Source organism: Nocardioides okcheonensis (assembly GCF_020991065.1).
GTDB classification, from domain to species: Bacteria; Actinomycetota; Actinomycetes; order Propionibacteriales; family Nocardioidaceae; genus Nocardioides; species Nocardioides okcheonensis.
Map to the genome: position 1 here is coordinate 3,461,588 of NZ_CP087710.1, position 25,076 is coordinate 3,486,663.

The 25,076-nt window shown below is 73.0% G+C and carries 24 protein-coding genes, 1 tRNA gene and 1 riboswitch; of the genes, 14 read left to right on the plus strand and 11 right to left on the minus strand.

Annotation, left to right across the window (positions count from 1 at the left end; translation table 11 throughout):
* Together rlmB and LN652_RS16880 are read left to right on the plus strand one after the other, a co-directional pair.
* Positions 1 to 963: a 23S rRNA (guanosine(2251)-2'-O)-methyltransferase RlmB gene (gene rlmB, locus LN652_RS16875; RefSeq protein WP_230441759.1), complete on the plus strand. Its 963-nt coding sequence runs from the start codon at positions 1 to 3 to the stop codon at positions 961 to 963.
* Positions 960 to 2,495 carry a metallophosphoesterase family protein gene (locus tag LN652_RS16880; RefSeq protein WP_230441760.1) on the plus strand — a complete coding sequence of 512 codons (1,536 nt, stop codon included), beginning with the start codon at positions 960 to 962 and terminating at the stop codon, positions 2,493 to 2,495. Before rlmB ends, LN652_RS16880 begins: the two co-directional genes overlap by 4 nt.
* On the opposite strand, the gene LN652_RS16885 is transcribed toward LN652_RS16880, so the two are convergent.
* Positions 2,479 to 3,687, minus strand: coding sequence for a DUF4032 domain-containing protein (locus tag LN652_RS16885; RefSeq protein WP_230441761.1), 1,209 nt, complete (start codon positions 3,685 to 3,687; stop codon positions 2,479 to 2,481). The two genes, LN652_RS16880 and LN652_RS16885, sit on opposite strands and share 17 nt — an antisense overlap.
* A gap of 10 nt (positions 3,688 to 3,697) precedes the next feature.
* Positions 3,698 to 5,524, minus strand: coding sequence for a glycoside hydrolase family 13 protein (locus LN652_RS16890; RefSeq protein WP_230441762.1), 1,827 nt, complete (start codon positions 5,522 to 5,524; stop codon positions 3,698 to 3,700).
* An 86-nt stretch (positions 5,525 to 5,610) separates the two neighbouring features.
* Between LN652_RS16890 and LN652_RS16895 the strand changes: the two genes are divergently transcribed.
* A tRNA-Thr gene (locus LN652_RS16895) sits at positions 5,611 to 5,683 on the plus strand.
* Positions 5,684 to 5,691: 8 nt separating this feature from the next.
* On the opposite strand, the gene pdxY is transcribed toward LN652_RS16895, so the two are convergent.
* The 6 genes from pdxY to LN652_RS16925 all read right to left on the minus strand — a co-directional run bounded on the left by pdxY (position 5,692) and on the right by LN652_RS16925 (position 12,356).
* On the minus strand, positions 5,692 to 6,555 hold the full coding sequence (pdxY, locus tag LN652_RS16900) for a pyridoxal kinase PdxY (RefSeq protein WP_230441763.1): 864 nt from the start codon (positions 6,553 to 6,555) through the stop codon (positions 5,692 to 5,694).
* 22 nt (positions 6,556 to 6,577) lie between these two features.
* Positions 6,578 to 7,363 carry a dioxygenase family protein gene (locus LN652_RS16905; RefSeq protein ID WP_230441764.1) on the minus strand — a complete coding sequence of 262 codons (786 nt, stop codon included), beginning with the start codon at positions 7,361 to 7,363 and terminating at the stop codon, positions 6,578 to 6,580.
* Between the two features lie 96 nt (positions 7,364 to 7,459).
* Entirely contained in the window at positions 7,460 to 8,185 is a 726-nt protein-coding gene (locus LN652_RS16910) for a uracil-DNA glycosylase (protein ID WP_230441765.1), read from the minus strand.
* Complete coding sequence (locus tag LN652_RS16915) at positions 8,182 to 9,630, minus strand: pyridoxal phosphate-dependent decarboxylase family protein (RefSeq protein WP_230441766.1); 1,449 nt, start codon at positions 9,628 to 9,630, stop codon at positions 8,182 to 8,184. The genes LN652_RS16910 and LN652_RS16915 overlap by 4 nt, the downstream gene beginning before the upstream one ends.
* On the minus strand, positions 9,623 to 11,002 hold the full coding sequence (locus tag LN652_RS16920; RefSeq protein ID WP_230441767.1) for an MFS transporter: 1,380 nt from the start codon (positions 11,000 to 11,002) through the stop codon (positions 9,623 to 9,625). Before LN652_RS16920 ends, LN652_RS16915 begins: the two co-directional genes overlap by 8 nt.
* Positions 11,003 to 11,042: 40 nt before the next feature.
* On the minus strand, positions 11,043 to 12,356 hold the full coding sequence (locus tag LN652_RS16925) for an alpha/beta fold hydrolase (protein ID WP_230441768.1): 1,314 nt from the start codon (positions 12,354 to 12,356) through the stop codon (positions 11,043 to 11,045).
* Between the two features lie 98 nt (positions 12,357 to 12,454).
* Here LN652_RS16925 and LN652_RS16930 point away from each other — a divergent pair, with 98 nt between their 5' ends.
* The 4 genes from LN652_RS16930 to LN652_RS16945 all read left to right on the plus strand — a co-directional run bounded on the left by LN652_RS16930 (position 12,455) and on the right by LN652_RS16945 (position 16,112).
* Positions 12,455 to 13,093 carry a fasciclin domain-containing protein gene (locus LN652_RS16930; RefSeq protein ID WP_230441769.1) on the plus strand — a complete coding sequence of 213 codons (639 nt, stop codon included), beginning with the start codon at positions 12,455 to 12,457 and terminating at the stop codon, positions 13,091 to 13,093.
* Between the two features lie 72 nt (positions 13,094 to 13,165).
* Positions 13,166 to 13,798: an RNA polymerase sigma factor gene (locus tag LN652_RS16935; protein WP_230441770.1), complete on the plus strand. Its 633-nt coding sequence runs from the start codon at positions 13,166 to 13,168 to the stop codon at positions 13,796 to 13,798.
* A complete protein-coding gene (locus LN652_RS16940; protein WP_230441771.1) occupies positions 13,785 to 14,504 on the plus strand; it encodes an anti-sigma factor in 720 nt (239 codons plus the stop codon). Before LN652_RS16935 ends, LN652_RS16940 begins: the two co-directional genes overlap by 14 nt.
* A 39-nt stretch (positions 14,505 to 14,543) precedes the next feature.
* Positions 14,544 to 16,112 (plus strand): FMN-binding glutamate synthase family protein, encoded by a 1,569-nt coding sequence (locus LN652_RS16945; protein WP_230441772.1) that lies wholly within the window; start codon positions 14,544 to 14,546, stop codon positions 16,110 to 16,112.
* Between the two features lie 6 nt (positions 16,113 to 16,118).
* On the opposite strand, the gene LN652_RS16950 is transcribed toward LN652_RS16945, so the two are convergent.
* Positions 16,119 to 17,561, minus strand: a complete 1,443-nt coding sequence (locus LN652_RS16950; protein WP_230441773.1) for an alpha,alpha-trehalose-phosphate synthase (UDP-forming) — start codon at positions 17,559 to 17,561, stop codon at positions 16,119 to 16,121.
* Positions 17,562 to 17,730: 169 nt separating this feature from the next.
* Between LN652_RS16950 and LN652_RS16955 the strand changes: the two genes are divergently transcribed.
* The 5 genes from LN652_RS16955 to LN652_RS16975 all read left to right on the plus strand — a co-directional run bounded on the left by LN652_RS16955 (position 17,731) and on the right by LN652_RS16975 (position 21,515).
* Positions 17,731 to 18,024: a DUF3263 domain-containing protein gene (locus tag LN652_RS16955; RefSeq protein WP_230441774.1), complete on the plus strand. Its 294-nt coding sequence runs from the start codon at positions 17,731 to 17,733 to the stop codon at positions 18,022 to 18,024.
* A gap of 41 nt (positions 18,025 to 18,065) precedes the next feature.
* Entirely contained in the window at positions 18,066 to 18,602 is a 537-nt protein-coding gene (locus LN652_RS16960) for a LytR C-terminal domain-containing protein (RefSeq protein ID WP_230441775.1), read from the plus strand.
* 77 nt (positions 18,603 to 18,679) lie between these two features.
* Positions 18,680 to 19,504: a trehalose-phosphatase gene (gene otsB, locus LN652_RS16965; RefSeq protein WP_230441776.1), complete on the plus strand. Its 825-nt coding sequence runs from the start codon at positions 18,680 to 18,682 to the stop codon at positions 19,502 to 19,504.
* Positions 19,505 to 19,759: 255 nt separating this feature from the next.
* Positions 19,760 to 19,899: riboswitch (SAM riboswitch) on the plus strand.
* A 10-nt stretch (positions 19,900 to 19,909) separates the two neighbouring features.
* Positions 19,910 to 21,181: a threonine synthase gene (thrC, locus tag LN652_RS16970; protein WP_230441777.1), complete on the plus strand. Its 1,272-nt coding sequence runs from the start codon at positions 19,910 to 19,912 to the stop codon at positions 21,179 to 21,181.
* Positions 21,182 to 21,239: 58 nt separating this feature from the next.
* On the plus strand, positions 21,240 to 21,515 hold the full coding sequence (locus tag LN652_RS16975) for a MoaD/ThiS family protein (RefSeq protein WP_230441778.1): 276 nt from the start codon (positions 21,240 to 21,242) through the stop codon (positions 21,513 to 21,515).
* A gap of 18 nt (positions 21,516 to 21,533) precedes the next feature.
* On the opposite strand, the gene LN652_RS16980 is transcribed toward LN652_RS16975, so the two are convergent.
* Together LN652_RS16980 and LN652_RS16985 are read right to left on the minus strand one after the other, a co-directional pair.
* Positions 21,534 to 22,028, minus strand: a complete 495-nt coding sequence (locus tag LN652_RS16980) for a GDYXXLXY domain-containing protein (RefSeq protein ID WP_230441779.1) — start codon at positions 22,026 to 22,028, stop codon at positions 21,534 to 21,536.
* Positions 22,025 to 23,242 (minus strand): DUF2157 domain-containing protein, encoded by a 1,218-nt coding sequence (locus LN652_RS16985; protein WP_230441780.1) that lies wholly within the window; start codon positions 23,240 to 23,242, stop codon positions 22,025 to 22,027. Before LN652_RS16985 ends, LN652_RS16980 begins: the two co-directional genes overlap by 4 nt.
* A gap of 124 nt (positions 23,243 to 23,366) precedes the next feature.
* Between LN652_RS16985 and LN652_RS16990 the strand changes: the two genes are divergently transcribed.
* Both LN652_RS16990 and LN652_RS16995 read left to right on the plus strand, forming a co-directional pair.
* Positions 23,367 to 24,218 carry an SGNH/GDSL hydrolase family protein gene (locus tag LN652_RS16990; protein WP_230441781.1) on the plus strand — a complete coding sequence of 284 codons (852 nt, stop codon included), beginning with the start codon at positions 23,367 to 23,369 and terminating at the stop codon, positions 24,216 to 24,218.
* Positions 24,219 to 24,227: 9 nt separating this feature from the next.
* On the plus strand, positions 24,228 to 25,076 hold the full coding sequence (locus LN652_RS16995; RefSeq protein WP_230441782.1) for a hypothetical protein: 849 nt from the start codon (positions 24,228 to 24,230) through the stop codon (positions 25,074 to 25,076).

Consider the following 25,076-nt stretch of genomic DNA (forward strand, 5'->3'; position numbering starts at 1 on the left):
GTGGCAGGCAACAGCAAGCGCAAGGGCGCCATCAAGAAGACCGGCAAGGGCAACCCCACTGCCGGCTCGGGTGGCCGGGTCCGCCGGGGGCTCGAGGGCAGGGGCCCGACGCCCAAGGCCAAGGACCGGCCGTACCACAAGGCGCACAAGGCGGCCCAGCGCGCCGAGCGCGACAAGGTCCAGCAGCGCCCCAGGCGCCGCACCACCTCCGACGCCGAGTGGGCGGCGGGGCGCAACTCCGTCGTCGAGCTGCTGGAGGCCGGCGTGCCGGTCGCGGCGGTCTACGTCGCCGAGGGTGCCGAGCGCGACGGCCGGATGCGCGACGCGTTCCGGCTGGCCGCCGAGCGGGGGCTGACCATGCTCGAGGTCACCCGCAACGAGATGGACCGGATGACCGGTGGCGCGGTGCACCAGGGCCTGGCCGCACGGCTGCCCGCCTACGAGTACGCGCACGCCGACGACCTGCTCGAGCGCGCGGCCGAGGCCAAGGAGCCCGCCCTCGTGGTGGCGCTCGACCAGGTCACCGACCCGCGCAACCTCGGCGCGGTGATCCGCTCGGCCGCCGGCTTCGGCGCGCACGGCGTGCTGATCCCCGAGCGCCGGGCCGCGGGCATGACCGCGTCGGCGTGGAAGACCAGCGCCGGCGCGGCCGCGCGGCTCCCGGTGGCGCAGACCGTCAACCTCACCCGTCAGCTCAAGGCCTACCAGGACGCCGGCTGCATGGTCGTCGGCCTCGCCGCCGACGGCGACCTCTCGCTCCCCGAGCTGGTCGCGCCGGGTGGCCTCGCCGAGGGGCCGCTGGTCGTGGTCGTGGGGTCGGAGGGCAAGGGCCTGGGTCGCCTGGTCGCCGAGACCTGCGACCAGATCGTCTCGATCCCGATGGCCGGCCAGCTCGAGTCGCTCAACGCCGGCGTGGCCGCCTCGGTCGCGCTCTACGCCGTCTCGCAGGCCCGCCTGGCATGACGTCGGCCCCACGGGGACCCCGCACCAGCCGTCCGCGGCGCCTCCTGGCCGCCGCGGGGCTGCTCGCGGTGGGCCTCGTGGTCGGCGTGTCCGTCGCGGTGTCGCTGTTCCTCAACAGCAGCCGCACGATCGTCCTGGTCGGCCACGACACCGAGGTCAGGCCGACCACGACCGGCGACGCGGTCGTCCAGACCGGGCCGCTGCTGCCCGACTTCCGGTTCCGCGACGTTGGCCCGATCGGGGTGACGCTCACGCTCGGCAAGACCGAGGTCGGGTCGATCGAGGAGCTCGTCCAGCGCTACGGCTTCATCGCCACCGACCCCACCGCGCAGGTCGGCAAGGTGCGCGGCGTGGTGGTCGACATGGCGGTCTCGGCGGCCGTACGGGGCCTCGCCGCCGGCCTGGTCCCCGTCGCGGTCTTCCTGCTGCTGGGGCGGCACCGCCGCGGCGAGCTGTTCCGCGGGGTGCGCACCCGTCGCGGCGCGTTCGGCCTGGTGCTGCTGCTCGCGCTCCCGGTGCTGCTGTGGCAGCCGTGGGAGTCCGACGCGGAGACCCAGGACCAGCAGGAGAGCTGGCAGACGCTGGCCGAGCTCGCCGGTCCCGACGTGACCCTGCCGGCGGAGGCCCGCGACATCGAGGTGCGGGTGGGCCCGGTGACCACCGAGACCAAGAAGCTGGTGCTCAGCGCCGTCGACACCTACGACCGCAGCAAGGCCTTCTACTCCACCGCGGCCGAGCAGGCGGCCGACCTCGACGTCCGGGTGCCCGAGGACGGCGAGACCGTGGCGCTGCTGGTGAGCGACCGGCACGACAACATCGGCATGGACCGGGTCGCCCGCGCGATCGGCGAGGCCGCCGGCGCGACCGTCGTGCTCGACGCCGGTGACGACACCTCGACCGGGGAGCCGTGGGAGGCGTTCAGCCTCGACTCGCTGGCCGGCACGTTCGAGGACTGGGACCGGTTCGGTGTCGCCGGCAACCACGACCACGGGTCCTTCGTGTCCACCTACCTGGCCGACAAGGGCTGGACGATGCTCGACGGCGAGGCCGTGGAGGCGCCCTGGGGTGGCGTCCTGATGGGGGTCGACGACCCCCGCTCCAGCGGCCTGGGCAACTGGCGCGACGAGTCCGGGCTCAGCTTCGCCGAGGTCGGCACCCGCCTGGCCGACGCCGCCTGCGCGGAGGCCGAGGACGGCGAGCGGGTCAGCACGCTGCTGGTCCACGACGCCAACCTGGGCGGCGAGGCCCTCGAGCGGGGCTGCGTCGACCTCGTGGTCGGCGGGCACACCCACGTGCACTCGGGGCCGGACGCGGTCGAGGCCGAGGACGGCACCGTCGGGTGGACCTGGACCAACGGCACGACGGGCGGGGCGGCGTACGCCATCGCCGTGGGCAGCAAGCCGCGCCGCGACGCCGAGGTCAGCCTGATCACCTACGCCGACGGCCGTCCGACCGGCCTTCAGCTGGTCCGGCTGCGGACCGACGGCTCGTGGGTGGTCGGCGACTGGACGGCGCTCACTCCTGACCCGTGATCGCCTCGTCGGGGCGCCGGGTGAGGAAGCGGTCGATGTAGTCGCGCGCCGTGTCGTGGATGTCGACCTCGTGGCCGGCCTGCTCGCTGAGGTACCAGCGGTGCTCGAGGATCTCGTGGAAGATCTCCGCGGGCTCGAGCTTGCCGGTCGCGTCCGGAGGGATCATCGCCATGATCGGCTCGAAGATCTGGTGCATCCAGCGGCTCGCGACCAGCTGGCGGTCCTCGCGGCCGAGGTCGTGGTGGGCGGTGAAGGCGGCGAGGTCGTTGAGGATCCGGCGCGCCTGGTTCTCCTCGACCGCCATGCCGGTGAGCGCCTGCACCTCGCGGGCGTGGTGGCCGAGGTCGACGACCTTGGGCTGGATCCGGATCGTGTCGCCGCCGAGGTCGGTGACGATGTCGAGCTCGTCCACGTCGAAGCCGAGGTCGTTGAGCCGCTCGACGCGCCGCTCGATGCGCCACATCTCGTCGGTGCTGAACTCCTCGAGGCCGGTGAGCTCACCCCACAGGGCCTCGTAGCGCTCGCGGAGGTGGTCGATGATCGCGAAGCCGTCGATCGGCTGGTGGACCGCGCCGCTGGCGCTGAGGTCCATCAGCTCGGCGAAGATGTTCTCGCAGCCGACGGTGATGTCGTACTCGCGCAGCCGGTCGCCGACGGCCTCGTGCAGCTCGCCGGTCTCGGCGTCGACGAGGTAGGCCGCGAACTCGCCGGCGTTGCGGCGGAAGAGCACGTTCGACAGCGACACGTCGCCCCAGTAGAAGCCTGCGAGGTGCAGCCGCACGAGCAGGACGACCATCGCGTCGATCAGCAGCGGGACGTCCTCGGCGGTGGCCCCGCGGCTGAACAGGCTCCGGTAGGGGAGCGAGAACTGGAGGTGGCGGGTGATGAGCGCGGCCGGGAGCTCGGTGCCGTCGGCACCCTCGCGACCGGTCACCACGCCCTGCGGCACGACCGCCGGCATGCCCATCCGCTGGAGGTCGCGCAGCATCCGGTACTCCCGGAACGCGATGTCGCCCTGGGTCTCCTTGACGGCGTAGACCCGCGACCCGAGCCGGACGATCCGGACGACGTGGCGCGACAGGCCGCGCGGCAGCGGGACCACCAGGTCGTCGGGCCACTCCTCCAGCGGGGTGTCCCACGGGAGGGTGAGGACCGCCGGGTCCGGTCTGCTCGCGGTGATGCGCAGCGCCATGGACGGCAAACTACTGCGCCCGGTCCTGCACCGACCAGACGTCGAGCCGCGGTCCGGCCGAGGCCGGCACGAGGACGCCGTCGCCGTCGGCGCGCAGGTCGGCACCGCCGGCCTCCGTGCCGTAGAGGTGGGTGCCGCTCGCGAGGGGCAGCGTGAACCCGTCGCCCCCCGCCCGCCTGGCGACCACCAGCAGGCTCCCCTCGGGGTGCTCGCGCAGCCAGGCGATGGTGTCGTCGTCGACGTGCGCCCAGCGCAGGCCGCCGCGCAGCAGCGCGGCCCGGGAGCGGCGCAGCGCGGCGAGCGAGCCGTAGGCGTCCAGGGTGTCGTGGTCCCAGCGCTCGGGGTGGTCCCAGGGCATCGGGCGACGGGAGTCCTCGCCGAGCACGCCCTCCAGCCCGATCTCGTCGCCGGCGAAGACCATCGGCACCCCGGGGAGCAGGAACTGCAGGCCGGCCGCGACCCGGTGGACCGCGGCGTCGCCGCCGACGAGGGTGCGGATGCGCGCCGAGTCGTGGGAGCCCAGGATGTTCCAGCTGCTGCAGGTGGCGCGCCAGCCGAGCGAGCCGAGCCAGTCGCGGAAGGTGGCCACCACGGCGCCTCCCGGGCGGCGCGGCACCGCCGCCGGGCGGCCGAACGGACGGGCCGGCGAGGCCGGGTCGCGCAGCCAGGACCACACCGGCCAGGAGAAGCCGGAGTAGTTCATCGAGCCGTGCCAGCCGTCGCCGTCGACGTCGCCGGTGGCGTCGTGGTTGTGCTCGGCGATGACCAGCGGGTCCTCGCGCAGGGCGGCCGCGGTGCGGCGGGCGGCGCGCGCCACGTCGTGGTTGACGTCGATCGCGCCGAGTCGGCCGGTCATGTTGGCGACGTCGATGCGCCAGCCGTCGACGTCGAACGGCGGTCGCAGCCAGCGGCCGACCACCGAGTCGGGGCCCTCGACCATAGCGGCGCGCAGGTCGGGGTCGGCGTGGTTGACCTTGGGGAGGGTGCCGTGGCCCATCCAGCAGGCGTAGCCGCCGGCCTCGTCGAAGTAGTAGAAGGTGCGGTGCGGGTCGGTGGGGTCCGCCTGCGCGGCGCGGAACCACTCGTGGGTGTCGCCGGTGTGGTTGGTGGTGAGGTCGCCCAGGATCCGCCACCCGCGCGCGTGCACCGCACGGCTGAGCCGGGCGTACGCCTCGTCGCCGCCGAGCAGCGGGTCGACTTCGCGGAAGGTGGTCGCGTTGTAGCGGTGGTTGCTCTCGCCGGGGAAGACCGGCGTCGTGTAGAGGATGTCCGCGCCGGCCGCGGCCACGTGGTCGAGGTGCTCGACCACGCCGTCGAGGTCGCCGCCGTAGAGCTGCAACGGCGTGCGCGGGTCGCTCGGCTCGAAGACCACCTCGTCGTCCCAGTCGGCCGGGACGGCCCACGGCGGGACCTCGCGCCCGTCGGCCGCGGCGGAGCGGGCGAAGCGGTCGGGGAACACCTGGTAGACGACGCCGTCCCGGCCCCAGTCGGGCGCCGGGTCGAAGGCGCACACCTTGAAGTCGCCGCCGTCGGGCACGTCGTGCCCGACCACGCCGCGACCGGTCAGCCACTCCTGGTCCTCGCCGCGCACCAGCAGGAAGCGGTAGTGGGTGACCGGGTTGTGCACCGGCAGCGAGCCCTCCCACCAGCCCCCGCCGGTGGGGTGCATCTCGTGGTAGACCGGCTCGGCGTCGAAGGTCGTCCGCAGCCAGACCGCGTCGACCGGGTCGGACGGGTGCGTCCGCACCCGGACCCGCACGGACGTGCCCAGCCGCGGAGCCTCGTCGTCGAGGTAGGTCGGCGACCCGTCGTGGTGGGGGAGGTGCAGCAGGCTCACGGGGTCCATCCTCCCAGCCTCGGCTGCTTCCCGCAGTCCATGCTCACCTAGGATGGCGCGCGCCCGTCCTCTGTCGGTCCGGGCACGCCGGTGTAGCTCAGTTGGTAGAGCGCATTACTTGTAATAATGATGTCGCGGGTTCGATTCCTGTCACCGGCTCCGATGCGTCAACGCACCTGCTCGACGGCGAACTCGCAGGCGGGGCTGGCGATCGCGTCCTGGGCCGCGATCAGGCGGAGCTCGCGCTCGCCCGAGTCGAGGGTCGCCTGCAGCACCGCGAAGACGGACGACGCGGTGCGTGCGAGGGCGTCGGCGGGCGAGCCGGTCTCCTTCAGGTGCGCGGTGAAGAGGGCGGCGGTGATGTCGCCCGAGCCGTTGGCCTTCATCGGCAGGCGCGGCGTGGTGACCAGCCAGGCGCCGTCGGCGGTGACGGCGAGCATCTCGATGACGTCGGCGTCGGCACCCTCGCGGTCGACCGACGTCACCAGCACCGTGGAGGGACCGAGCCCGCGCACCTCGTCGACGGCGTCGAGGATCGCGTCGAGGGACGAGGGACCGCTGAGCGCGTCGCGGTCGGTGATGAAGCCGAGCTCGAACTGGTTGGGGGTGAGCACGTCGGCGACGGGGATGACGGTCTCGCGGTACTTCGGCGGGATCGCCGGGTTGACGAAGCAGCCCGAGGTCGCGTTGCCCATCACCGGGTCGCAGGTGTAGGTCGCGGCCGGGTTGGCCGCCTTGACCTGCGCGACCGCGTCGACGATGACGTCGGCGATCTCGGGCGAGCCCTGGTAGCCCGAGAGGACCGCGTCGCAGGTCTCGAACGCCCCGCGCTCACCGATCCCGGTGATCACCGCCGCGACGTCGTCGGCCGCGATCAGCGGACCGCGCCACGCGCCGTAGCCGGTGTGGTTGGAGAAGTTCACCGTCAGGACGGGCCACACCTCGTGGCCGAGGCGCTGGAGCGGGAAGACGGCTGCGGAGTTGCCGACGTGGCCGTAGGCGACGTGGGACTGGATCGAGAGGACGCGCACCCCTCGAGACTAGAACAGGTCCTCAGGCGACCTGCAGCGACCGCTTGGACAGGCCCATCCAGTAGCCGTCGATCACCTGGGTCGCCGGCCGGTCGGCGCTCGTCGCGGCGCCGAGCGTGACGAAGAGCGGCGTGTAGTGCTCGACGGTCGGGTGGGCGTACGGCATGCCCGGCGCCTTGGCCTTGAAGTCCGCGAGGGTGTCCACGTCGCCGCGCGCGATCGCGTCGGCCGCCCAGAGGTCGAAGTCGCGCGACCAGCCCGGCACCGCGGCGTCGATGCGCCACTCGGTGAGGAACGGCAGGCCGTGGGTCAGGAAGCCCGAGCCGACGATCAGCACGCCCTCGTCGCGCAGCGGCCGCAGCCGCTCGCCGAGCCGCATCAGGCGCTCGGGGTCGTCGGTCGGCAGCGACATCTGCAGCACCGGGACGTCGGCCTCGGGATACATGATCCTCAGCGGCACCCACGCGCCGTGGTCGAGGCCGCGGGACGCGTGCTGGTGGACCGGCTCGGTGCTCGGCATCATCGCCGCCACGCGTCGGGCGAGGTCGGAGGCGTCGGGCGTCTCGTAGGTCATCTGGTAGTACTTCGGCGCGAACCCGCCGAAGTCGTAGACGAGCGGGGCGCCGCTGGCCGACAGGCTGACCGGCGCGGACTCCCAGTGCGCCGAGACGATGAGCACCGCCCGCGGGCGCGGCAGGTCCTGCGCCCACGCGGCCAGCTGGCCCGACCAGGTCGGGTCGTCGAGCAGCGGCGGGGCGCCGTGCCCGATGTAGAGGGCAGGCATCGTGTCGGGCGTCGTGTCGGTCATGTCCACCTCAATAGTCCGGGTTTCAACTATATTCCCGGGGTAGTCCAGTGGCAAACGGTCGGCGGCACGCCGCCTCGACGACCATCGCTCACTGGACTACCGCCGCGGGGCCGGGCGCTCGGGGACGTCGTCGTAGGCCGGCAGCGTCCAGTCGACGGGCTCGGCACCCTGCTCCTCGAGCAGCCGGTTGACCGCGCTGAACGGCTTCGACCCGAAGAACCCGCGCCGCGCGCTGAGCGGGGAGGGGTGGACCGACTCGACCGCCGGCACGGCTCCCAGCAGCGGCTTCAGCGACTGTGCGTGCCGACCCCACAGCACGGCCACCAGGGGTCCGCCGCGCTCGGCCAGGGCGGTGATGGCGCGCTCGGTGACCGACTCCCAGCCCTTGCCGGCGTGGCTGTTGGAGTCGCCCGGGCGCACCGTGAGCGACCGGTTGAGCAGCATCACGCCCTGGTCGGCCCAGGCCGAGAGGTCGCCGTGCTTCGGGGGCACGATCCCGAGGTCGTCGCGCAGCTCGACGTAGATGTTCAGCAGGCTCGGCGGCAGCGGCCACACGCGCCGCTCGACGGCGAAGCTGAGCCCGATCGGGTGCGACGGGTTCGGGTAGGGGTCCTGCCCCACGACCAGCACCCGGACGTCGGCGAGCGGGCGCTCGAAGGCGCGGAACACCCGGTCGGCGGACGGCTGGTAGCCGTGCCCGGCGGCCTCCTCGTCGCGCAGGAAGCGCCCCATCGCCGCGATCTGCTCGTCGACCGGCGCCAGCGCCTCGGCCCAGTCGGGGGCGACCCGCCCCTGCTCCACCAGGCGCGCCAGGGAGCTCATGCCGGGCCCCCCGCACGCACCGGCCGCTGCAGCCGGTCGAGGAACGCCACCAGCAGCGCCTCGCGCATCGCGGGCGAGGCGACGTCGAGCATCGCGTTGACCTCGGCCATCCGGGTCGGCAGCTCGAGGTCGCCGTCGGCGGACGCCCCGACGAGGCCCGACGCGGCGAGCAGGCCGTCGAAGTCGTCGTCGCCGAGCGCGGCCGGGTCGAGCGCCTCGATGAACGCGACCACGCCGGCGTCGACCGCCACCGGCCCGGCGGCCTGCGCGGCCGCGACCGACTCGCGCAGGGCGGTGCGCAGGTCGTCGACGTGGGCCAGCGTGCCGGCGCTCACCGACAGGTGGATGCTCGGGCCGTCGCCGGCGAACGACAGCTGCGGCTGGACGTACCACCCGCGCGCGACGAGCTCGTCGGTCAGCGTGAACGGGTCGCACGTCGCGTCCGTGGCCAGGGTGACCAGCGTCGAGTCGGGGGCGACGACCAGGCGCAGGGCGGGCTCGTCGTCGACCATCGCCACGATCGCGTCGACGGCGTCGAACGCCTGCCCGGCGAGGCGGAGGTAGCCCGCGTCCCCGATCTCCTGCACGACCGCCCACGTCCCGGCCACCGGTCCGCCCGACCGGGTGGACTGGGTGGTGGCGTTGAGCATCGTGTAGCCCGGCCAGGCTGCCGAGGCGAAGAACTGCGGCTTGCGGAGCCCGGCGTCGCGGTGCACCAGGACCGACGTGCCCTTCGGGGCGTAGGCGTACTTGTGGGTGTCGACCGAGATCGAGGTGACGCCCTCGACGGCGAAGGTCCACGGTCGTACGTCGCGCCCGAGCCGGCCGGCGTACGGCAGCACCCAGCCGCCGATGCAGGCGTCGACGTGGCACCGCACGCCGCGCCCCGCGGCCGCCGCGGCGATCTCGGTGACGGGGTCGACCACGCCGTGGGCGTAGGACGGGGCGCTGGCGACGACCAGCACCGTGTCGTCGTCGATCGCCGCGGCCATCGCCGGCGCGTCGGCCCGGAAGTCCCGACCGACCGGCACCAGGACGGTCTCGACGCCGAAGTAGTGCGCCGCCTTGTGGAACGCGGCGTGCGCCGTCGCGGGCAGGACCATCCGCGGTCGGGTGACGTCCGGCCGGCTGTCCCGTGCCCCCTGCACGGCCAGCAGGATCGACTCCGTCCCGCCGGAGGTCACCGTGCCGACCGCGGACGCGGGCGCGTCGAGCAGATCGCAGGCGAAGCCGACCAGCTCGTTCTCCATCCGCAGCAGCGACGGGAACGCGGTCGGGTCGAGGGCGTTCGACGCGGCGTACGCCGCCACCGCCTCGCGGGCGACGCGGTCGACCTCCGGCTCACCGGAGTCGTAGACGTAGGCCAGGGTGCGACCGCCGTGGACCGGGAGGTCGGCCCCCTGGAGGGCCCGCAACCGCTCGAGCGGGCTCGTCGGCTCAGCCATGCAGGGCTCCTTCCGCGGCCGCCACCTCGGCGGCGTCGAGGGTGTACTGGCGCAGCCACCACAGGCTGAGCAGGGTCAGGGCGGCGGGCAGGACGGAGAAGCCGAGGGTGATCGCGGTCAGCGCCGAGTCGGGCTGGTCGAGCTCGCGGCCCTCGCTGGAGAGGTAGCCGCCGAGGGCGAGCACGACCGCGAAGACCGCCGGTCCGAGCGCGAGCCCCAGCGTCTCTCCGGCGGTCCAGACCCCGGTGTAGACGCCGGTCCGGTTCTCGCCGGTGCGCGCGGAGTCGACGGCCGCGGCGTCGGGCAGCATCGCCATCGGGAAGACCTGGCAGCCGGCGTAGCCGACGCCGACCAGCGCGGTCGCCGCGAAGACCACCGCCGGCGGGGCGACCCGGGCGGTCACGGCGAGCAGCGCCCCGGCGGCCAGGACGACCGAGGCGATGGCGTAGCCACGGCGCTTGCCGATCCGGGTGCCGAGCGCCGCCCACGCGGGCGTCAGCAGCAGCGCCGGGCCCACGAAGCAGACGAACAGCACGGTCGAGGCGCCGGCGCTGCCCAGCACGTCGCCGGCGAGGTAGTCGACCCCCGCGAGCATGCAGCCCGTGGCGAGCGCCTGCACGACGAAGGTGGTCAGCAGCAGCCGGAAGTCGCGCGCGTGCGCGACCACCCTGAGCTGCTCGCGCAGGGAGCCTGCTCCGGCGGCCACCGTCCCGACCGGTGCTCGCCGGGTGCCCCACCACGCGCCCAGGACGCCGACGACGATCAGCACCGACATCACCACGCCCATCACGCGGTAGCCGTCGCGTCCACCGCCGACGGCGTCCCGGATGACGGGCGCCGTCGCGCCCGCGAGCATGATGGTGAACGCGAGGATCGCCACCCGCCACGTCATCAGCCGGGTGCGCTCGTCGTAGGACGAGGTCATCTCGGCCGGCATCGCGACGTAGGGGACCTGGAAGAACGCGTACGCCGACGCGGCCAGCACGAAGAACACCAGCACCCAGCCCGCCTCGAGCGCCGCGCTGCCCAGGTCGGGGGCCGCGAAGATCAGCGCGAACGCCCCGGCCAGCATCAGCCCGGCGCGCACCAGCCAGGGGCGCCGCGGGCCGGCCGGGTCGACCGTCCGGTCGCTCACCCGGCCCGCGACCGGGTTGAGGACGACGTCCCAGGCCTTGGGGAGGAACACGATCACACCGGCCCAGAGGGCTGCGATGCCCAGCTCGTCGGTGAGGTAGGGCAGGAGCATCAGGCCGGGGACGGTGCCGAAGGCGCCGGTCGCGACCGACCCGCTCCCGTAGCCGATCCGGACGCCGCGGGGCAGCGTCGACCCCGGCTCCCCGGCCCGCGGCGTGGTCTCGGTGGGTCTGGGCATGGCGGCACTCTAGGCGGCACCTCCCGCGGGCGGCTGTCGTTCAGCGCCGGCCGAGCGCCCGTGACCCGGCCGAGCCGTAGCGGCGCGCCGGGTTGGACCCGATCGCCGCGGCGGACGCGGTCTTCTTCGCGGGCGTCTTCTTGGCAGCAGCCTTCTTGGCAGCAGCCTTCTTGGTGGGCGTCTTCTTGGCAGCAGCCTTCTTGGTGGGCGTCTTCTTGGCAGCAGCCTTCTTCGCAGCAGCCTTCCTGGCGGGAGCCTTCCTCGCAGCTGCCTTCTTCGCCGGCGCGGCGCCCGACCACTGCGCCACCCACTCGTCGATGACCGTCCAGGTGGTGCCGCGCGCGGCGCGACCGGTGAGCATCCCGAGGTGGCCGCCCGGCACGATCTCGAAGCGCACCTGCGGCGAGCCGCCCAGCAGCGGCACCACCGCGCGTACGGCGGGCAGCGGGGCGATCCCGTCGGTGTTGCCGGCGAAGACCAGCACCGGCACGTCGACGGCGGCCAGGTCCACCGTGCGGTCCCCGATCTCCATCCGGCCGCTCGCGAGGGCGTTGCCCTTGACGAAGCGGTGGTAGAGCTGGCCGAAGGTCCGACCCGGGTAGGCGGTCATGCTGTTCATGAACCGGGTGACCGCCTCCATCTGCGCGAGGTAGTCGGTGTCGTCGAGGTGGGTCAGCACCGCGAGCGGCTTGGTGACGACCTTCTGCGCGGACGCGGCGGTGAACGCCCAGTTGACCAGGGGCGTCGGGACCCCGCCCAGCGCGCGGTAGGCGCGGGTGATCGCGCCGCGCCCCTGGGTGAGGTTCAGCAGCGGGCGCACCGGGGCGACCAGCGGCACCTTGGTCACGTCGACGGGGGAGCCGACCACGGTCAGCGAGGCGATCGGCAGGTCCTGGCGGTCGGCGGCGACGAGGAGGGCGAAGATGCCGCCCAGGCTCCACCCGACCAGGTGGACGGGTCGCCCTCCGGAGTGCTCGTGGACGGTGCGGATCGCCTCGGGCAGCACCTCGTCGACCCAGTGCTCCACGCCGAGCGAGCGGTTGCGGAACGACACCTGGCCGTACTCCACGAGGTAGGTCGGCCGGCCGAGCGTGACCAGGTGCTCGACGAGCGAGCAGTCACGGCGCAGGTCGAAGCACAGCGACGGCGCGGCCAGCGGCGTGACCAGCAGGACCGGGTCGCCGGTCGGCGCGACGTCGCGGTCGGGACGGTAGTGGTAGACCTCGCGCAGCTCGCCGTCGTCGATGAGGGTCCGGGGCATCGGGCGGAGGTCCGCCAGGCCGCCGTAGAGCAGCGAGTGGGCGACGTTGCCCGCCGCCGAGACCAGCTGGTCGGGCTTCGGGATCAGGTCCATGGAAAGAAATCTACGGGTAGGTGCATCCGGGGAGGGGGGATCGTCCGAGAAGGGGGTGACGGGCGCGGACGGCGCCCCCGACGGAAGGACCCCCCACCATGAAGCGACGCGTACCCGCTCTGCTCGCGGCCTCGGCCCTCGCGCTCGGTGCCGTGCAGGCGACCGCTCCTGCGGCCAACGCCAAGGCTGCAGGCGAGGACAGCCTCGCGGGCCTGCTGACCTCGGACGGCAACAAGTTCGACAAGAACAAGAACGACTTCGACATCCTCACCGAGGCGGCGCTCGCCGTCATCGGCGCCAAGCCGGAGTCCCCGGTCGCGCTGGTCGCCGACGGCTCGAAGCGCCTGACCGTCTTCGCGCCCACCGACCAGGCCTTCCGCGACCTGGCCAAGGACCTGACCGGCAAGAACATCAAGAGCGAGAAGAAGATCTTCAACGCGCTCGTCGAGCTCGCCGGCGTCGACACCATCGAGTCCGTCCTGCTCTACCACGTGGTCCCGGGCAAGACCCTGACCAGCAAGAAGGTGCTCAAGGCCAACGGCGCCAAGCTGACCACCGCCCAGGGCGGCAAGATCAAGGTCAAGGTCAAGACGAAGCCCGAGGTCTCGGTCACGCTGAAGGACCGCGACAAGAACGACACCGACGCGATGGCCGTCCTCAGCGGTCTCGACCTGAACAAGGGCAACAAGCAGATCGCCCACGCCATCGACCAGGTCATGCGCCCGATCGACCTGTGATCCCGAGCCCGGGAGCCCCAGGCTCCCGGGCACGCACGACCAGCACGAGGCCCGGACCGGGAGGGGAGCGACATGACCGTCGTCAGGCTCCCCGCCCGGTCGGGGCCCCGCTACGGTGGTGCCGTGGTGGGAGCAGCGGCCCTCGAGGAGGCGCACGAAGAGTCGATGGTGGCGCTGGCATCGCGCTTCCGTGACGGCGACGAGGCCGCCCTCGGAGAGGTGTTCGACCGCTGGTCCTCCCTGATCCACAACTTCGCGGTCCGCGCCCTCGGCGACCCCCATGACGCCGAGGACGTCACCCAGCAGGTCTTCGTGGCCGCCTGGCGCAGCCGGGCCACCGTGACGCCGGGCCCGAGCACGTTCCCGGCCTGGCTCGTCGGCATCGCCCGGCACAAGGTCGCCGACGCGCGCGCCGCCCGGGCGCGCGACGCCCGCAAGGTCCGTGCGGTCGCTGCCGTCACCACCCCCGACGAGCACGTTGCCGCCGACGTCGCGCTCGCCGAGCGCCTCGTCGTGCGCCAGCTCGTCGACCAGATGGACGAGCCGCGCCGCACCGTCCTGCTCCTGGCCTTCTGGCAGGACAAGCCCCACTCCGACATCGCTGCGACGACCGGGCTCCCGCTCGGCACCGTGAAGAGCCACCTGCGTCGCGGCCTCGCCCAGCTCCACCGCGTCCTCGAGGAGGTGCGCCATGGCTCACGCTGACCCCGACACCTTGGCCGACCTCGTGCTCGAGCCCGGCGCCGTCCGCGAGTCGGTGCACGCCCACGTGACCTCCTGCCCCGAGTGCGGCGCGGCCCTCGACGCGCTCCGCTCCGCCCGCCGCGCCACCGGGGCAGAACCGCTCGTCCCCGTCCCCGACGGCCTGCGCGCCCGGGTCCTGGCCGAGGCGCTCGGCCAGGGCGTCGCACCGCAGGCCGCGGACGTCGCCCCCGTGCCCCTGCGCCGTCGCCACGCCGTGCCGCTGTGGCTGGCGACTGCTGCGGCGGTCATCGGCCTCGTCGCCGGTCTCGGCCTCGGTCGCTGGACCGCCGCCGACCCCGTCGCGGCCCCCGAGCCCGACCCCGAGCCCACCGGCGCCGTGGTCGCGAGCGCGGCCCTCACCGCGCTCGACAGCGACGCTCCCCGCGGCGACGTCGAGGCGTTCGACGCCGCCGACGACGTCGTGCAGGTGTCCGTCCGCGCGCGCGAGCTCGGCGGCGAGCCGGGGTTCCACGAGGTGTGGCTGATCAACGTCGACGGCAAGCGGATGGTCGCCCTCGGCATCCTGGCCCGCGGCGACGACGGGACCTTCGAGGTGCCGCGCCGCCTCATCGACGAGGGCTACCGGATCCTCGACATCTCCGTGGAGCCCGACGACGGCGATCCCACCCACTCGGGTGTGAGCCTCGCGCGTGGCGAGCTCGCCTGATCCTCGACAACCCCACCGCGGGCGGCTAGGAACGTCCCCATGAGGTGGAGGTACGCGATCCTGGGCGGCTCGGCGGTCGCGGCGGCGGCGACCGCCGTCCACGACCTGGTGCAGACCCGGCACGCGATCCTCCGGAACTTCCCGGTCATCGGCCACGGCAGGTTCCTGGTCGAGCGGGTCGGACCGGAGCTGCGCCAGTACATCGTCACCAGCAACGACGAGGAACGCCCGTTCAGCCGGGACCAGCGCAGCTGGGTCTACGCCAGCTCCAAGCTGGAGAACAACTACTTCGGCTTCGGCACCGACAACGACGTCGAGCAGGTCGTGGGCTACCCGATCATCAAGCACCGCACCTTCACCGGACCCGGGGCCGCGGTCATGCCGCACGCCCAGGAGGAGGTCCGGCTGCCCTGCGCGAAGGTGCTGGGTGCCGCCCGGGGGCGTACGCACGCGTTCCGGCCGGGTTCGGTCGTCAACATCTCCGGGATGAGCTTCGGCTCGCTGTCGGGCAAGGCGGTCGAGGCGCTCAACCGCGGCGCGGCTGCGGCCGGCTGCCTGCAGAACACGGGTGAGGGTGCGCTCTCGTCGCACCACCGCCACGGCGGCGACATCGTCTTCCAGATCGGGACGTCCTACTTCGGCTGCCGTGACGAGCGGGGCCGCTTCGACCTCGGCCGCCTCGTCGACCTGGTCCAGTCGGCGCCGGTGCGCGCCATCGAGGTCAAGCTCAGCCAGGGGGCGAAGCCCGGCCTGGGCGGGATGCTCCCGGGAGGGAAGGTCAGCCGGGAGATCGCCGAGATCCGCGGCATCCCCGAGGGCGTCGACTGCGCCTCCCCGAGCCGGCACGCGGTCTTCCGCGACGTCGACTCGATGCTCGACTTCGTCGAGGAGGTCGCCGCGGCCACGGGCCTCCCGGTCGGCATCAAGTCGGCCGTCGGCAACCTCACCATGTGGGACGAGCTCGTCGAGCAGATGGCGGGCGGCGGCCGTGGCGTCGACTTCGTGAACATCGACGGGGGAGAGGGCGGCACCGGCGCCGCGCCGATGATCTTCGCCGACTCGGTCGCCTACCCGTTCCGCCTCGCCTTCGCCCAGGTCCACCGACGCTTCGCGCAGGCGGGGATCGCCGACGACGTGGTGTTCGTCGGTGCCGGCAAGCTCGGCATCCCGGAGAACGCGGTGGTGGCCTTCGCGCTGGGCGCCGACATGGTCAACGTCGGTCGCGAGGCGATGATGGCGATCGGGTGCATCCAGGCGCAGAAGTGCCACACCGACCACTGCCCGGTGGGGGTCGCGACCCAGAACCCGCGCTACACCCGCGGCCTCGACGTCACGCTGAAGAGCGAGCGGGCCGCGAACTACGTCCGGTCGTTGCGCCGCGACCTGCTGAAGGTCTCGGAGGCGGTCGGGGTGGTGCACCCCGGGCTGATCGGACCCGGGGACGTCGACCTCGTCGACGGCACGAGGTCGGCCGTCGGGCTCGCCGAGGCCTACGGCTACGACCCGTCCTGGCCCCGCCTCGGGCCCCGGCTCGTCGAGGAGGTCGAGGCGATCATGGTCGCCCAGGACGCGACCCACCGCGCCGCCGCGGAGGAGCAGCCGCGATGAGCGGGCTCAGCGGGCCCGCGAGCGCCGCACGGTCTTGTCGTGGTGGTCCGGCAGGTGCTCGAGCTCGCTGAGGAAGTCGCGCGCCCAGCGGGCCACGTCGTGCTGGACGACCGTCTTGCGCATCGCGCGCATCCGGCGACCGGTCTCCTTGGGGTCCGCGGCGAACGCCTCGAGCAGCGCGGCCTTCATCCCGTCGATGTCGTAGGGGTTCACCAGCCAGGCCTGGCGCAGCTCGGCTGCAGCGCCGGCGAACTCCGACAGCACCAGCGCGCCGTCGTCCTCCAGGCGGCAGGCGACGTACTCCTTGGCGACGAGGTTCATGCCGTCGCGGAAGGGCGTCACGACCATCACGTCGGCGGCACGGTAGAGCGCGGCCATCTCCTCGCGGGGATAGGAGGAGTGCATGTAGGAGATCGCCGGGCGGCCGATCCGGCCGTGGTCGCCGTTGATGCGACCCACCAGCAGCTCGATCTCGTCGCGCAGGATGCGGTACTGCTCGACCCGCTCGCGCGACGGGGTGGCCACCTGGACGAACACCGCGTCCTCGACGTCGAGCTTGCCGTCACGGACCAGCTCGCCGAACGCCCGCAGCCGCGAGTGGATGCCCTTGGTGTAGTCGAGCCGGTCGACGCCGAGGAAGATCCGGCGCGGGTTGCCCAGCGCCTCCCGGATCTCCGCGGCCCGCTCGGTGACGCCCTCCGAGCGGGCGAGCTCCTCGAAGCCGGCGGTGTCGATGGAGATCGGGAACGCGGTGGCCTTCACCGGCCGGCCGTCCGGCAGGTAGATGGTGTCGCGGTGGGTCTTGTGGCCGACCCGGCTGCGCACCAGGCGGACGAAGTTCGCGGCGGCGCCCGGGAGCTGGAAGCCGATCAGGTCGGCACCGAGCAGGCCCTCGAGGATCTGGCGGCGCCACGGCAGCTGGGAGAACAGCTCGGCCGGCGGGAACGGGATGTGCAGGTAGAAGCCGATGCGCAGGTCGGGCCGCCGCTCGCGCAGCATCTGCGGCACCAGCTGCAGCTGGTAGTCCTGGACCCACACCGTCGCGCCCTCCGCTGCCACCTCGGCGGCGCGGTCGGCGAAGCGCTCGTTGACCCGGACGTAGCTCTCCCACCACTCGCGGTGGAACTCCGGCTTGGCGATGACGTCGTGGTAGAGCGGCCAGAGGGTGCCGTTGGAGAAGCCCTCGTAGAACTCTTCGACCTCCGCGCCGCTGAGGGGGACCGGCACGAGGGACAGGCCGTCCTCGACGAACGGCTCGAAGTCCTCCTCGTCGGCCGAACCGGGCCAGCCGATCCACGCCCCGTCGTTGGCGCGCAGCACGGGCTCGAGGGCCGTCACCAGCCCACCCGGCGACCGGCGCCACGTCATGGACCCGTCGGGCTGGCGCACGCCGTCGACGGGCAGCCGGTTGGCGACGATGACGAGGTCTGCCTGCGGGGTGTGGCTCACGGCACGACCCTATCGAGGCCGCGAGAGGCGCAGGTCACCCCAACGTGGGCCGCCCGCGGGTTTTGTCCAGACGACTCGCCGCAGGCGAATGACATCGTTGTTGTTCGTCGCCTAGACTCGGGCGCAGTCCACCTGCTCCGGTGGACGTGGGGTCGACAAGGAGTTGGTCATGGACGCCGCGAAGCACATCGCAGCCGAGCAGGAGACTGCTGCCGCGCTGAGCCAGCGCGATCGCGAGATCCTCGAGTTCGAGCGCCACTGGTGGAAGTACGCCGGCGCCAAGGAGCAGGCCGTTCGGGAGAAGTTCGACATGTCCTCGACGCGCTACTACCAGGTCCTCAACGCCCTGATCGACCGTCCCGAGGCCCTCGAGGCCGACCCGCTCCTCGTACGCCGCCTGCGTCGGCTGCGTGCCTCCCGCCAGCGCCAGCGCTCGGCCCGTCGACTCGGGTTCGAGGTCTGACGACCCACCTGTCCACCACTCACGGATCGGCTTCCTTCCCCATGGCCTCCTTCCCCAGCACGGGCCGCACCACCACCGCCACCCGACCGCGCGACGAGCGCGGCGTCGCCTTCCCCTCGCCGCTGGTCATGCTCTCGGTGCTCGCCGTGGCGATGGCCTCGATCACCTTCGTCGCCACCCGCGACCAGGCGCCCACCGAGCAACGGGTCGACACCGCCACCATCGCGAGCGCCGACCAGACGCCGAGCGCGGAGCCGACGCCGGAGCCCACGAAGACGCCGAAGCCCAAGCCCCAGCTGAAGCGCGGCGAGGTCTACGTCGAGGTCTTCAACAACTCCGGGATCAGCGGCCTCGCCGCCTCCACGGCGGCGCGCGCCACGGACATCGGCTGGTCGGTCGTGGGCGAGGACAACTGGGTCGGCAACATCCCCACCACCACGGTCTACTTCCCGCCGCGCCTCGAGGCCGCCGGCAAGCAGCTGGCCCTCGACCTGGGCGTCACGCGCACGATGCCGGCGGTCGGCGTGATGAAGCGCGACCGCCTCACCGTCATCCTCACCACCGACGCCCCCCGCTGACCGCGCGCCGACTCCTGGGGGTGACCCGGTCGCGGGACGGTTGGTCGCCCGCCCGCGACATCTGGTTGGCTGGTGCCATGGAGTTCACCTCCGCGGCCGCGCGCGAGCACTACGACGCCGTGCGCGAGGTCCTCGCGGGCACGGTGGTGGGCCTGGACTTCGACGGCACGCTCTCGCCCGTGGTCGACGACCCCGAGTCCGCCCGGCTGCACCCGGCGGCGCCCGGCGCGCTCCTCGAGCTCGCCGAGGTGGTCCGCGCGGTCGCGGTGATCACCGGGCGCCCGGCGCGCCAGGCGATCGCGATGGGCGACCTCGACGCGCTCGGCAACGCCATGCTCGACAGGGGGGCCGAGCTGTTCGTGTTCGGGCAGTACGGCAACGAGCGCTGGTCGGCCACCGAGCAGCGGATCCGCTCGCCCCGGCCGCCCGCCGGGCTCGCCACCTTCGAGCGCGAGCTGCCGTCGGTGCTGCGTCGCGCCGGCGCCGCCGACGCGTTCGTGGAGGAGAAGGGGCTGGCCGTCGCCGTCCACACCCGTCGCATGGACGACCCCGAGGGGGCCCTCGACCGGATCCGCGAGCCGCTGGCCGACCTCGCCGAGCGCCACCACCTCACCCTCGAGCCCGGCCGCAACGTCATCGAGGTCCGCTCGGGCGACATGCACAAGGGCCGCGCGGTGCGGACCTTCGTCGCGGAGCAGGAGGCGAGCGGCGTGGTCTTCGGCGGCGACGACCTCGGCGACATCGAGGCGTTCGAGGCCGTCCGCGACCTCCGTGCCGACGGCCTGCCCGGGCTCGTGGTGTGCTCCGCGTCCACCGAGCAGCCCGACCTCGTCGACCTCGCCGACGTGGTGGTCGACGGCCCCGCCGGCGTCGTCGAGATGCTGGGCCTCCTCGCCCGCTGACGTACGCCTCCGTCGGTGGCGGCACACGACATCCGGGCGCCGAGGGTGGCGGCACACGGCATCCGGGCGCCGAGGGTGGCGGCAGACGACATCCCGGAGCGCCGGTCGAGTGTCGTGTGCCGCCACGGTGCTGGGGGCGGTGTCGTGTGCCGCCACGGTGAGCGGACCGACGGCGACGGGAGCCACCCGCGGGACCTTGGTCTCGGATGTCGGACTTCGTGTGCACATCGTGAGACGCATGCCTACAGTTGTCCTTGCTCATCACGAGGGACTGAGGGAACGGCCCGACGAAGTCCCGGCAACCGCCCATGAGCCTCCTGCCCGGACCCCGTCCGGCAGACATGGGAGCAGGTGCCAAATCCGACCCGCGCGATCGTCGCCGGGACAGATGAGGAGGAGGACTTCATGAGCACCCTGCTGGACGAGAACACCACCCACACGCTGCGTGCCGGCGCCTTCGGCCACGCCCGGTCGCTGGCCTGCCGCGAGTGCGGCCACGAGGTCGCCCTCGGCCCGTCGTACGCCTGTCCGGAGTGCTTCGGGCCGCTCGAGGTGGCCTACGACTTCCCGGCCGTGACCCGCGAGCAGATCGCCGCCGGCCCCCGCAACATCTGGCGCTACAAGGCGCTGCTGCCGGTGCCGGACGACATCGAGCAGAGCCCCAACACCGAGCCCGGTTTCACCCGGCTGCTGCGGGCCGACAACCTCGCCCGCGAGCTCGGCCTCGAGAAGCTCTGGGTCAAGGACGACTCGACCAACCCGACCAACTCCTTCAAGGACCGCGTCGTCGCCTGCGCGCTGAGCGCTGCCCGCGAGCTCGACGCGAAGGTCTTCGCGTGCCCCTCGACGGGCAACCTCGCCAACGCCGTCGCCGCCGCGGGTGCCCGCGCCGGCATCCCCACCGTCGTCTTCATCCCGAGCAACCTCGAGACGCCGAAGAAGGTCAACTCGGCCGTCTTCACCGAGAAGCTCGTCGCGGTCGAGGGCAACTACGACGACGTCAACAAGCTCGCGTCCGAGATCGCCGGCGAGGAGGAGGGCTGGGCGTTCGTCAACGTCAACGTCCGCCCGTTCTACGCCGAGGGCTCGAAGACGCTCGGCTACGAGATCGCCGAGCAGCTCGGCTGGCGGCTGCCCGACCAGATCGTCATCCCGGTGGCCTCCGGCTCCCAGCTGACCAAGGTCGACAAGGCGTTCCGCGAGCTGATCGCGCTCGGCCTCGTCGAGGACAAGCCCTACAAGGTGTTCGGTGCCCAGGCGACCGGATGCTCGCCGGTCTCGGTGGCCTACAAGGCCGAGACCGACGCGATCCGCCCGGTGAAGCCCGACACCATCGCCAAGAGCCTGGCGATCGGCAACCCGGCCGACGGCATCTACGTCCTCGACGTCTGCCGGCGCACCGGCGGGGCCGTCGAGGACGTCTCCGACGACGAGGTCCGCGACGCGATCGTGCTGCTCGCCCGCACCGAGGGCATCTTCACCGAGACCGCGGGCGGCACCACCGTCGGCGTGCTCCGCAAGCTCGTCGAGACCGGCCAGCTCGACGCCTCGCTCGAGACCGTCGTCATCAACACCGGCCACGGCCTCAAGACCCTCGACTCCGTGTCCGACCGCGTCGGACCGGCCGCCACCATCGCACCGTCCTACGACGCCTTCGTGGCGTCCGGCGTCCTCTGAGCGCACTCTGGTGGTGCGCCAGAGCACGCTCAGCCCATCCACGTACGAAGGAGGACCCATGGCAGTCTCGGTACGGATCCCGACCATCCTGCGCACCTACACCGGGGGCGAGTCCGAGGTGAGCGCCGAGGGCGACACGCTCGCGGCCGTCCTCGACGACCTCGACGCCCGCTACTCCGGGATCAAGGGGCGCATCCTCGACGAGGCCGGGGCGCTGCGCCGGTTCGTCAACGTCTACGTCGGCAACGACGACGTGCGCTTCCTCGAGGACCTGCAGACCCCCACCCCCGACGGCAGCCAGGTCTCGGTCATCCCGGCCGTCGCCGGCGGCTGACCGCGGCGGTCCACCCGGTCACGGGGCGCGGACGTCGACGACGGCGGCGTTGCCGCGCCCGTCGATCCTGACCTCGGCGACGGCGCCGTCCCTCAGCAGGTCCTCGGTGCGCGTTGCCTCGTCCTGCGGCAGGAACCAGCTCTCGATGCCGCACCGGACCTGCCACGACTGGTCGTTGCAGGCGAGGTACGGCCCGTCCTCCGGGCGCTCGCGGGTCCAGTCGTCCCCGACCCACACGGCACCGTCGCGGCGCAGGGTGATGAACAGGTCGCCCGACGTCCCGTCGTCCAGCGAGCCGATGCCCTGCTCGCCGGACGACGGACCGCCCCGGTGCAGGTCGGGGTAGTCGAGCGAGACGTACGCCCCGCGGAACGGGTCGATCGGGTCGAGCGGCGCCACCCTCAGCGCGTAGGTGTCCCCGTTGAGCCGGGCGGAGAGCTGCGGGGCGACGGCGAGCCCGACCAGGACCAGCTGGCCCACGGCGACGACGGCTGTGGTGGCGGTGCGGTTCATCGGTCTGCTCCTCGGGAGTGGTCGGTGTCGGTGTCGGCGTCCAGCGCCTGGGTGAGCTCGCGGCGAGCCCGGTCGAAGAGGAAGCCGGTGCCCAGGAAGACCGTGCCCAGCACGACGAACAGCCAGGCGCCGGTCACGATCGGTGCGAACACCGCGAAGCTCTGGAAGGTCGTGAAGACCACCAGCCCGGCCATCGCCATCCAGGTGATCGGCGTGTGGTCGCGCAGCGTCCCGAGGGCGACCAGGGCGACGGCGAGGACCACGTAGACGCCCACCGAGACCGCGGCGTGCAGCCAGTCGGAGGCATCGACCGTCGTCGTGTCGGTGCCGGTCTGCCAGAGCGCGAGCCCGGTCGCGACGAGGAGGACGACGACCGCCCCGGCGGGCTCGAGGAGCCGTCGCGCCGAGCGGTCGACCACGACGGCGGCGACCACGGCGGCGGCGGAGACGACGAGCACGGCGGCGAGCCACGCGTTCCAGACCAGGTCGCCGGAGCCGATGTCCGGGATCGCGGCCACGAAGAGGGCCAGCAGCGCCATGCCGGCGCCGACCGTGCGCCAGGTCCATGCGAAGGCGGGGAGACGGGAGTCGTGCAGGACGGCGAGGGAGGAGGCGAGCACGGCGCCCGCACCGAGGAGGACCACGACGGCGAGGCCGGAGGGCTCCTGCCAGAGCGGTTGCGAGAACCACCAGGCGACGCCGGTGGCGACGCCGACGACGAACGGGAGGTAGGCGCGGGCGAGGTAGCCGTGGAGCAGCGTGCCGATCGCCCAGACGCCCAGCAGGCGCGGCTCGAACGCGGGCACCTGCAGCGACTGGGCGGCCTGGAACACGACGGCGCCGAAGCCGAGGGCCGCCAGCAGGCGTGCGGCGCCGACGACCGGCGGGCTGGACCGACGTGCGGCGAGCACCTCGCCCCCCGCGAGCAGGGCCAGCCAGATCAGGCACACCGCGGCGAAGCGGCTCGCGGGCGACAGCTGGTCGAGGTTGGCGGCCACCAGCCAGATCAGGCCGATGCCGACGAAGCCGCCGCCGAGGTAGAGCAGGACGCGGCCGACGCCCACCCGATGGGACTCGGCGCGGTAGCGGGTCGAGATGAGCGCGGCCTGCTCGTCGGAGATCAGGCCCTGCGACGTCCAGTCGACCAGCTCGGCCCGCAGCCAGGTCAGCTGGCGGGGTGGCACGGGGCGGACGGTGTCCACGGAGGTGTTCATGGCTCCAGCGTGGCCCGGTCGGCGGGTCCCGTCCTGAGTACTACGACCCAACTGTGCGGTGCCGGTCGGTCATCCGTCGCCCGACGTTGACCGCCGGTTCAGGCCCGGGTGGTTGAACCGGTGCGTGGAGCACGAGGAGCACGCAGGAGGGACGGGTGCCGGGGCGTACGCCGTCGCGGCCGTGGGTGTCGGGGTCGCGGTCGCGGCGTACGGGACCGGGCGGCTGCTGCGCCACCAGGCCGCCCTGGCGCGGCGGGCGATCGGCAAGCCGCTGGGCGAGGAGGCGCCCCCGGGCGACCGGCACTGGCGCCGGTCCTACGGCGACCCGGTGGACCTCGTCGTCCTCGGGGACTCCATCGCGGCGGGCCTCGGCGCGGACAAGCCCAAGCAGACGCTCGGCGGCCGGCTCGCGCGGGCGGTCGCGAAGCGGCTGGGGCGCTCGGTGCGGCTGCGGACCGTCGCCGTCGTCGGCTCGGAGAGCAGCGACCTCGCCGCCCAGGTCGCCTCGCTGCCGGCGACGTACCGCCCGCACGTCGCGGTCGTCGTGGTCGGCGGCAACGACGTGACCCACCGGGTGCCCGTCGCCGACTCGGCCCGGCACCTGGCCGACGCCGTCGACGCGCTGCGGGCGCGCGGGGCGGAGGTGGTGGTCGGCACCTGCCCCGACCTCGGCGCGCTGCGGCCGGTGCCGCAGCCGCTGCGCGCGCTCGGCTCCCGGGCGTCCCGGCAGCTCGCGGAGGCCCAGCGCACCGTCGCGCTCGAGCACGGAGCGAGGGTCGTCTCGCTGGCGCACGTCGTGGGTCCGTTCTTCATCACCAACCCCGACGAGATGTTCAGCCTCGACCGGTTCCACCCCAGCGCGCACGGCTACCAGCGCACCGCGAAGGCGATGCTGCCGTCGGTCCTCGCGGCGCTCGGCGCGGTCGAGGACGTGCCGTTCGGGCACCACGCGCCGGTGGTGGGCGGGTCAGGCTAGGGTCTGCGGGTGCGCACCACTGCTCGTCGAGCCGGCCAGGCCGTCAAGAAGGCCGCCAGGAAGGCCGGACGCTTGCAGACGTCCGCCCAGCCGACGGTGGCGGAGGTGCCGGACCCGCGCGCCGAGCGCCGGCGGCGGCTGCTGGCCAGCAACCTGACGGAGCTGGCGATCGAGTTCCGCACCGACAAGTGGGGCGTGCACAAGTACACCCCCCACTACGAGCGCCACCTCCAGCACCTGCGCCGCGAGTCCTTCACCCTCCTCGAGCTCGGCATCGGGGGCTACAAGAAGCGCCGGCGCAGCGGCGCCTCGATGAAGATGTGGCGCTGGTTCTTCCCCAAGGCGCGGATCGTCGGCCTCGACATCGAGGACAAGACGTGGCTGACCAAGGGCCACGTCCACGCCTACCACGGCGACCAGACCGACCCGGAGGTGCTGCACCGCATCATCGAGGAGCAGGGTGCCCCACTCGTCGTGATCGACGACGGCAGCCACATCCCGGCCCACGTGCGCGAGTCCTTCCGGATCCTGTTCCCGCTGCTGCCCGACGGCGCGATCTACTGCATCGAGGACACCCAGACGTCCTACTGGCCCGCCTGGGGCGGCCAGCTCGACCCGCGGGCCCCCGGCACGTCGATGGACCTCGTCAAGGACCTCGTCGACGGCCTCAACCACGAGGAGTTCCTCGTGGAGGGCTACGAGCCGACCTACACCGACCAGTGGGTCCGGGCGGTGCACTGCTACCACAACCTCGTGATCATCGAGAAGGGCGACAACCGCGAGGGCTCCAACCGCGACGCGGTCGCCCACGAGCTCTACGGCGCCAGCGAGATCCCGGCCGAGCGCTCCGACGCGTGA

Bases quoted from the DNA above. Each gene is read 5' to 3' on its own strand.
- otsB (WP_230441776.1), top strand. From the start codon at position 18,680: ATGGAGTTCACCTCCGCGGCCGCGCGCGAGCACTACGACGCCGTGCGC.
- LN652_RS16885 (WP_230441761.1), bottom strand. From the start codon at position 3,687: ATGGCGCTGCGCATCACCGCGAGCAGACCGGACCCGGCGGTCCTCACC.
- LN652_RS16980 (WP_230441779.1), bottom strand. From the start codon at position 22,028: ATGAACCGCACCGCCACCACAGCCGTCGTCGCCGTGGGCCAGCTGGTC.
- LN652_RS16955 (WP_230441774.1), top strand. From the start codon at position 17,731: ATGGACGCCGCGAAGCACATCGCAGCCGAGCAGGAGACTGCTGCCGCG.
- LN652_RS16975 (WP_230441778.1), top strand. From the start codon at position 21,240: ATGGCAGTCTCGGTACGGATCCCGACCATCCTGCGCACCTACACCGGG.
- LN652_RS16930 (WP_230441769.1), top strand. From the start codon at position 12,455: ATGAAGCGACGCGTACCCGCTCTGCTCGCGGCCTCGGCCCTCGCGCTC.
- thrC (WP_230441777.1), top strand. From the start codon at position 19,910: ATGAGCACCCTGCTGGACGAGAACACCACCCACACGCTGCGTGCCGGC.
- LN652_RS16905 (WP_230441764.1), bottom strand. From the start codon at position 7,363: ATGACCGACACGACGCCCGACACGATGCCTGCCCTCTACATCGGGCAC.
- LN652_RS16935 (WP_230441770.1), top strand. From the start codon at position 13,166: ATGACCGTCGTCAGGCTCCCCGCCCGGTCGGGGCCCCGCTACGGTGGT.
- LN652_RS16915 (WP_230441766.1), bottom strand. From the start codon at position 9,630: ATGGCTGAGCCGACGAGCCCGCTCGAGCGGTTGCGGGCCCTCCAGGGG.
- LN652_RS16910 (WP_230441765.1), bottom strand. From the start codon at position 8,185: ATGAGCTCCCTGGCGCGCCTGGTGGAGCAGGGGCGGGTCGCCCCCGAC.
- LN652_RS16925 (WP_230441768.1), bottom strand. From the start codon at position 12,356: ATGGACCTGATCCCGAAGCCCGACCAGCTGGTCTCGGCGGCGGGCAAC.
- LN652_RS16880 (WP_230441760.1), top strand. From the start codon at position 960: ATGACGTCGGCCCCACGGGGACCCCGCACCAGCCGTCCGCGGCGCCTC.
- LN652_RS16985 (WP_230441780.1), bottom strand. From the start codon at position 23,242: ATGAACACCTCCGTGGACACCGTCCGCCCCGTGCCACCCCGCCAGCTG.
- LN652_RS16940 (WP_230441771.1), top strand. From the start codon at position 13,785: ATGGCTCACGCTGACCCCGACACCTTGGCCGACCTCGTGCTCGAGCCC.
- LN652_RS16960 (WP_230441775.1), top strand. From the start codon at position 18,066: ATGGCCTCCTTCCCCAGCACGGGCCGCACCACCACCGCCACCCGACCG.
- LN652_RS16920 (WP_230441767.1), bottom strand. From the start codon at position 11,002: ATGCCCAGACCCACCGAGACCACGCCGCGGGCCGGGGAGCCGGGGTCG.
- LN652_RS16945 (WP_230441772.1), top strand. From the start codon at position 14,544: ATGAGGTGGAGGTACGCGATCCTGGGCGGCTCGGCGGTCGCGGCGGCG.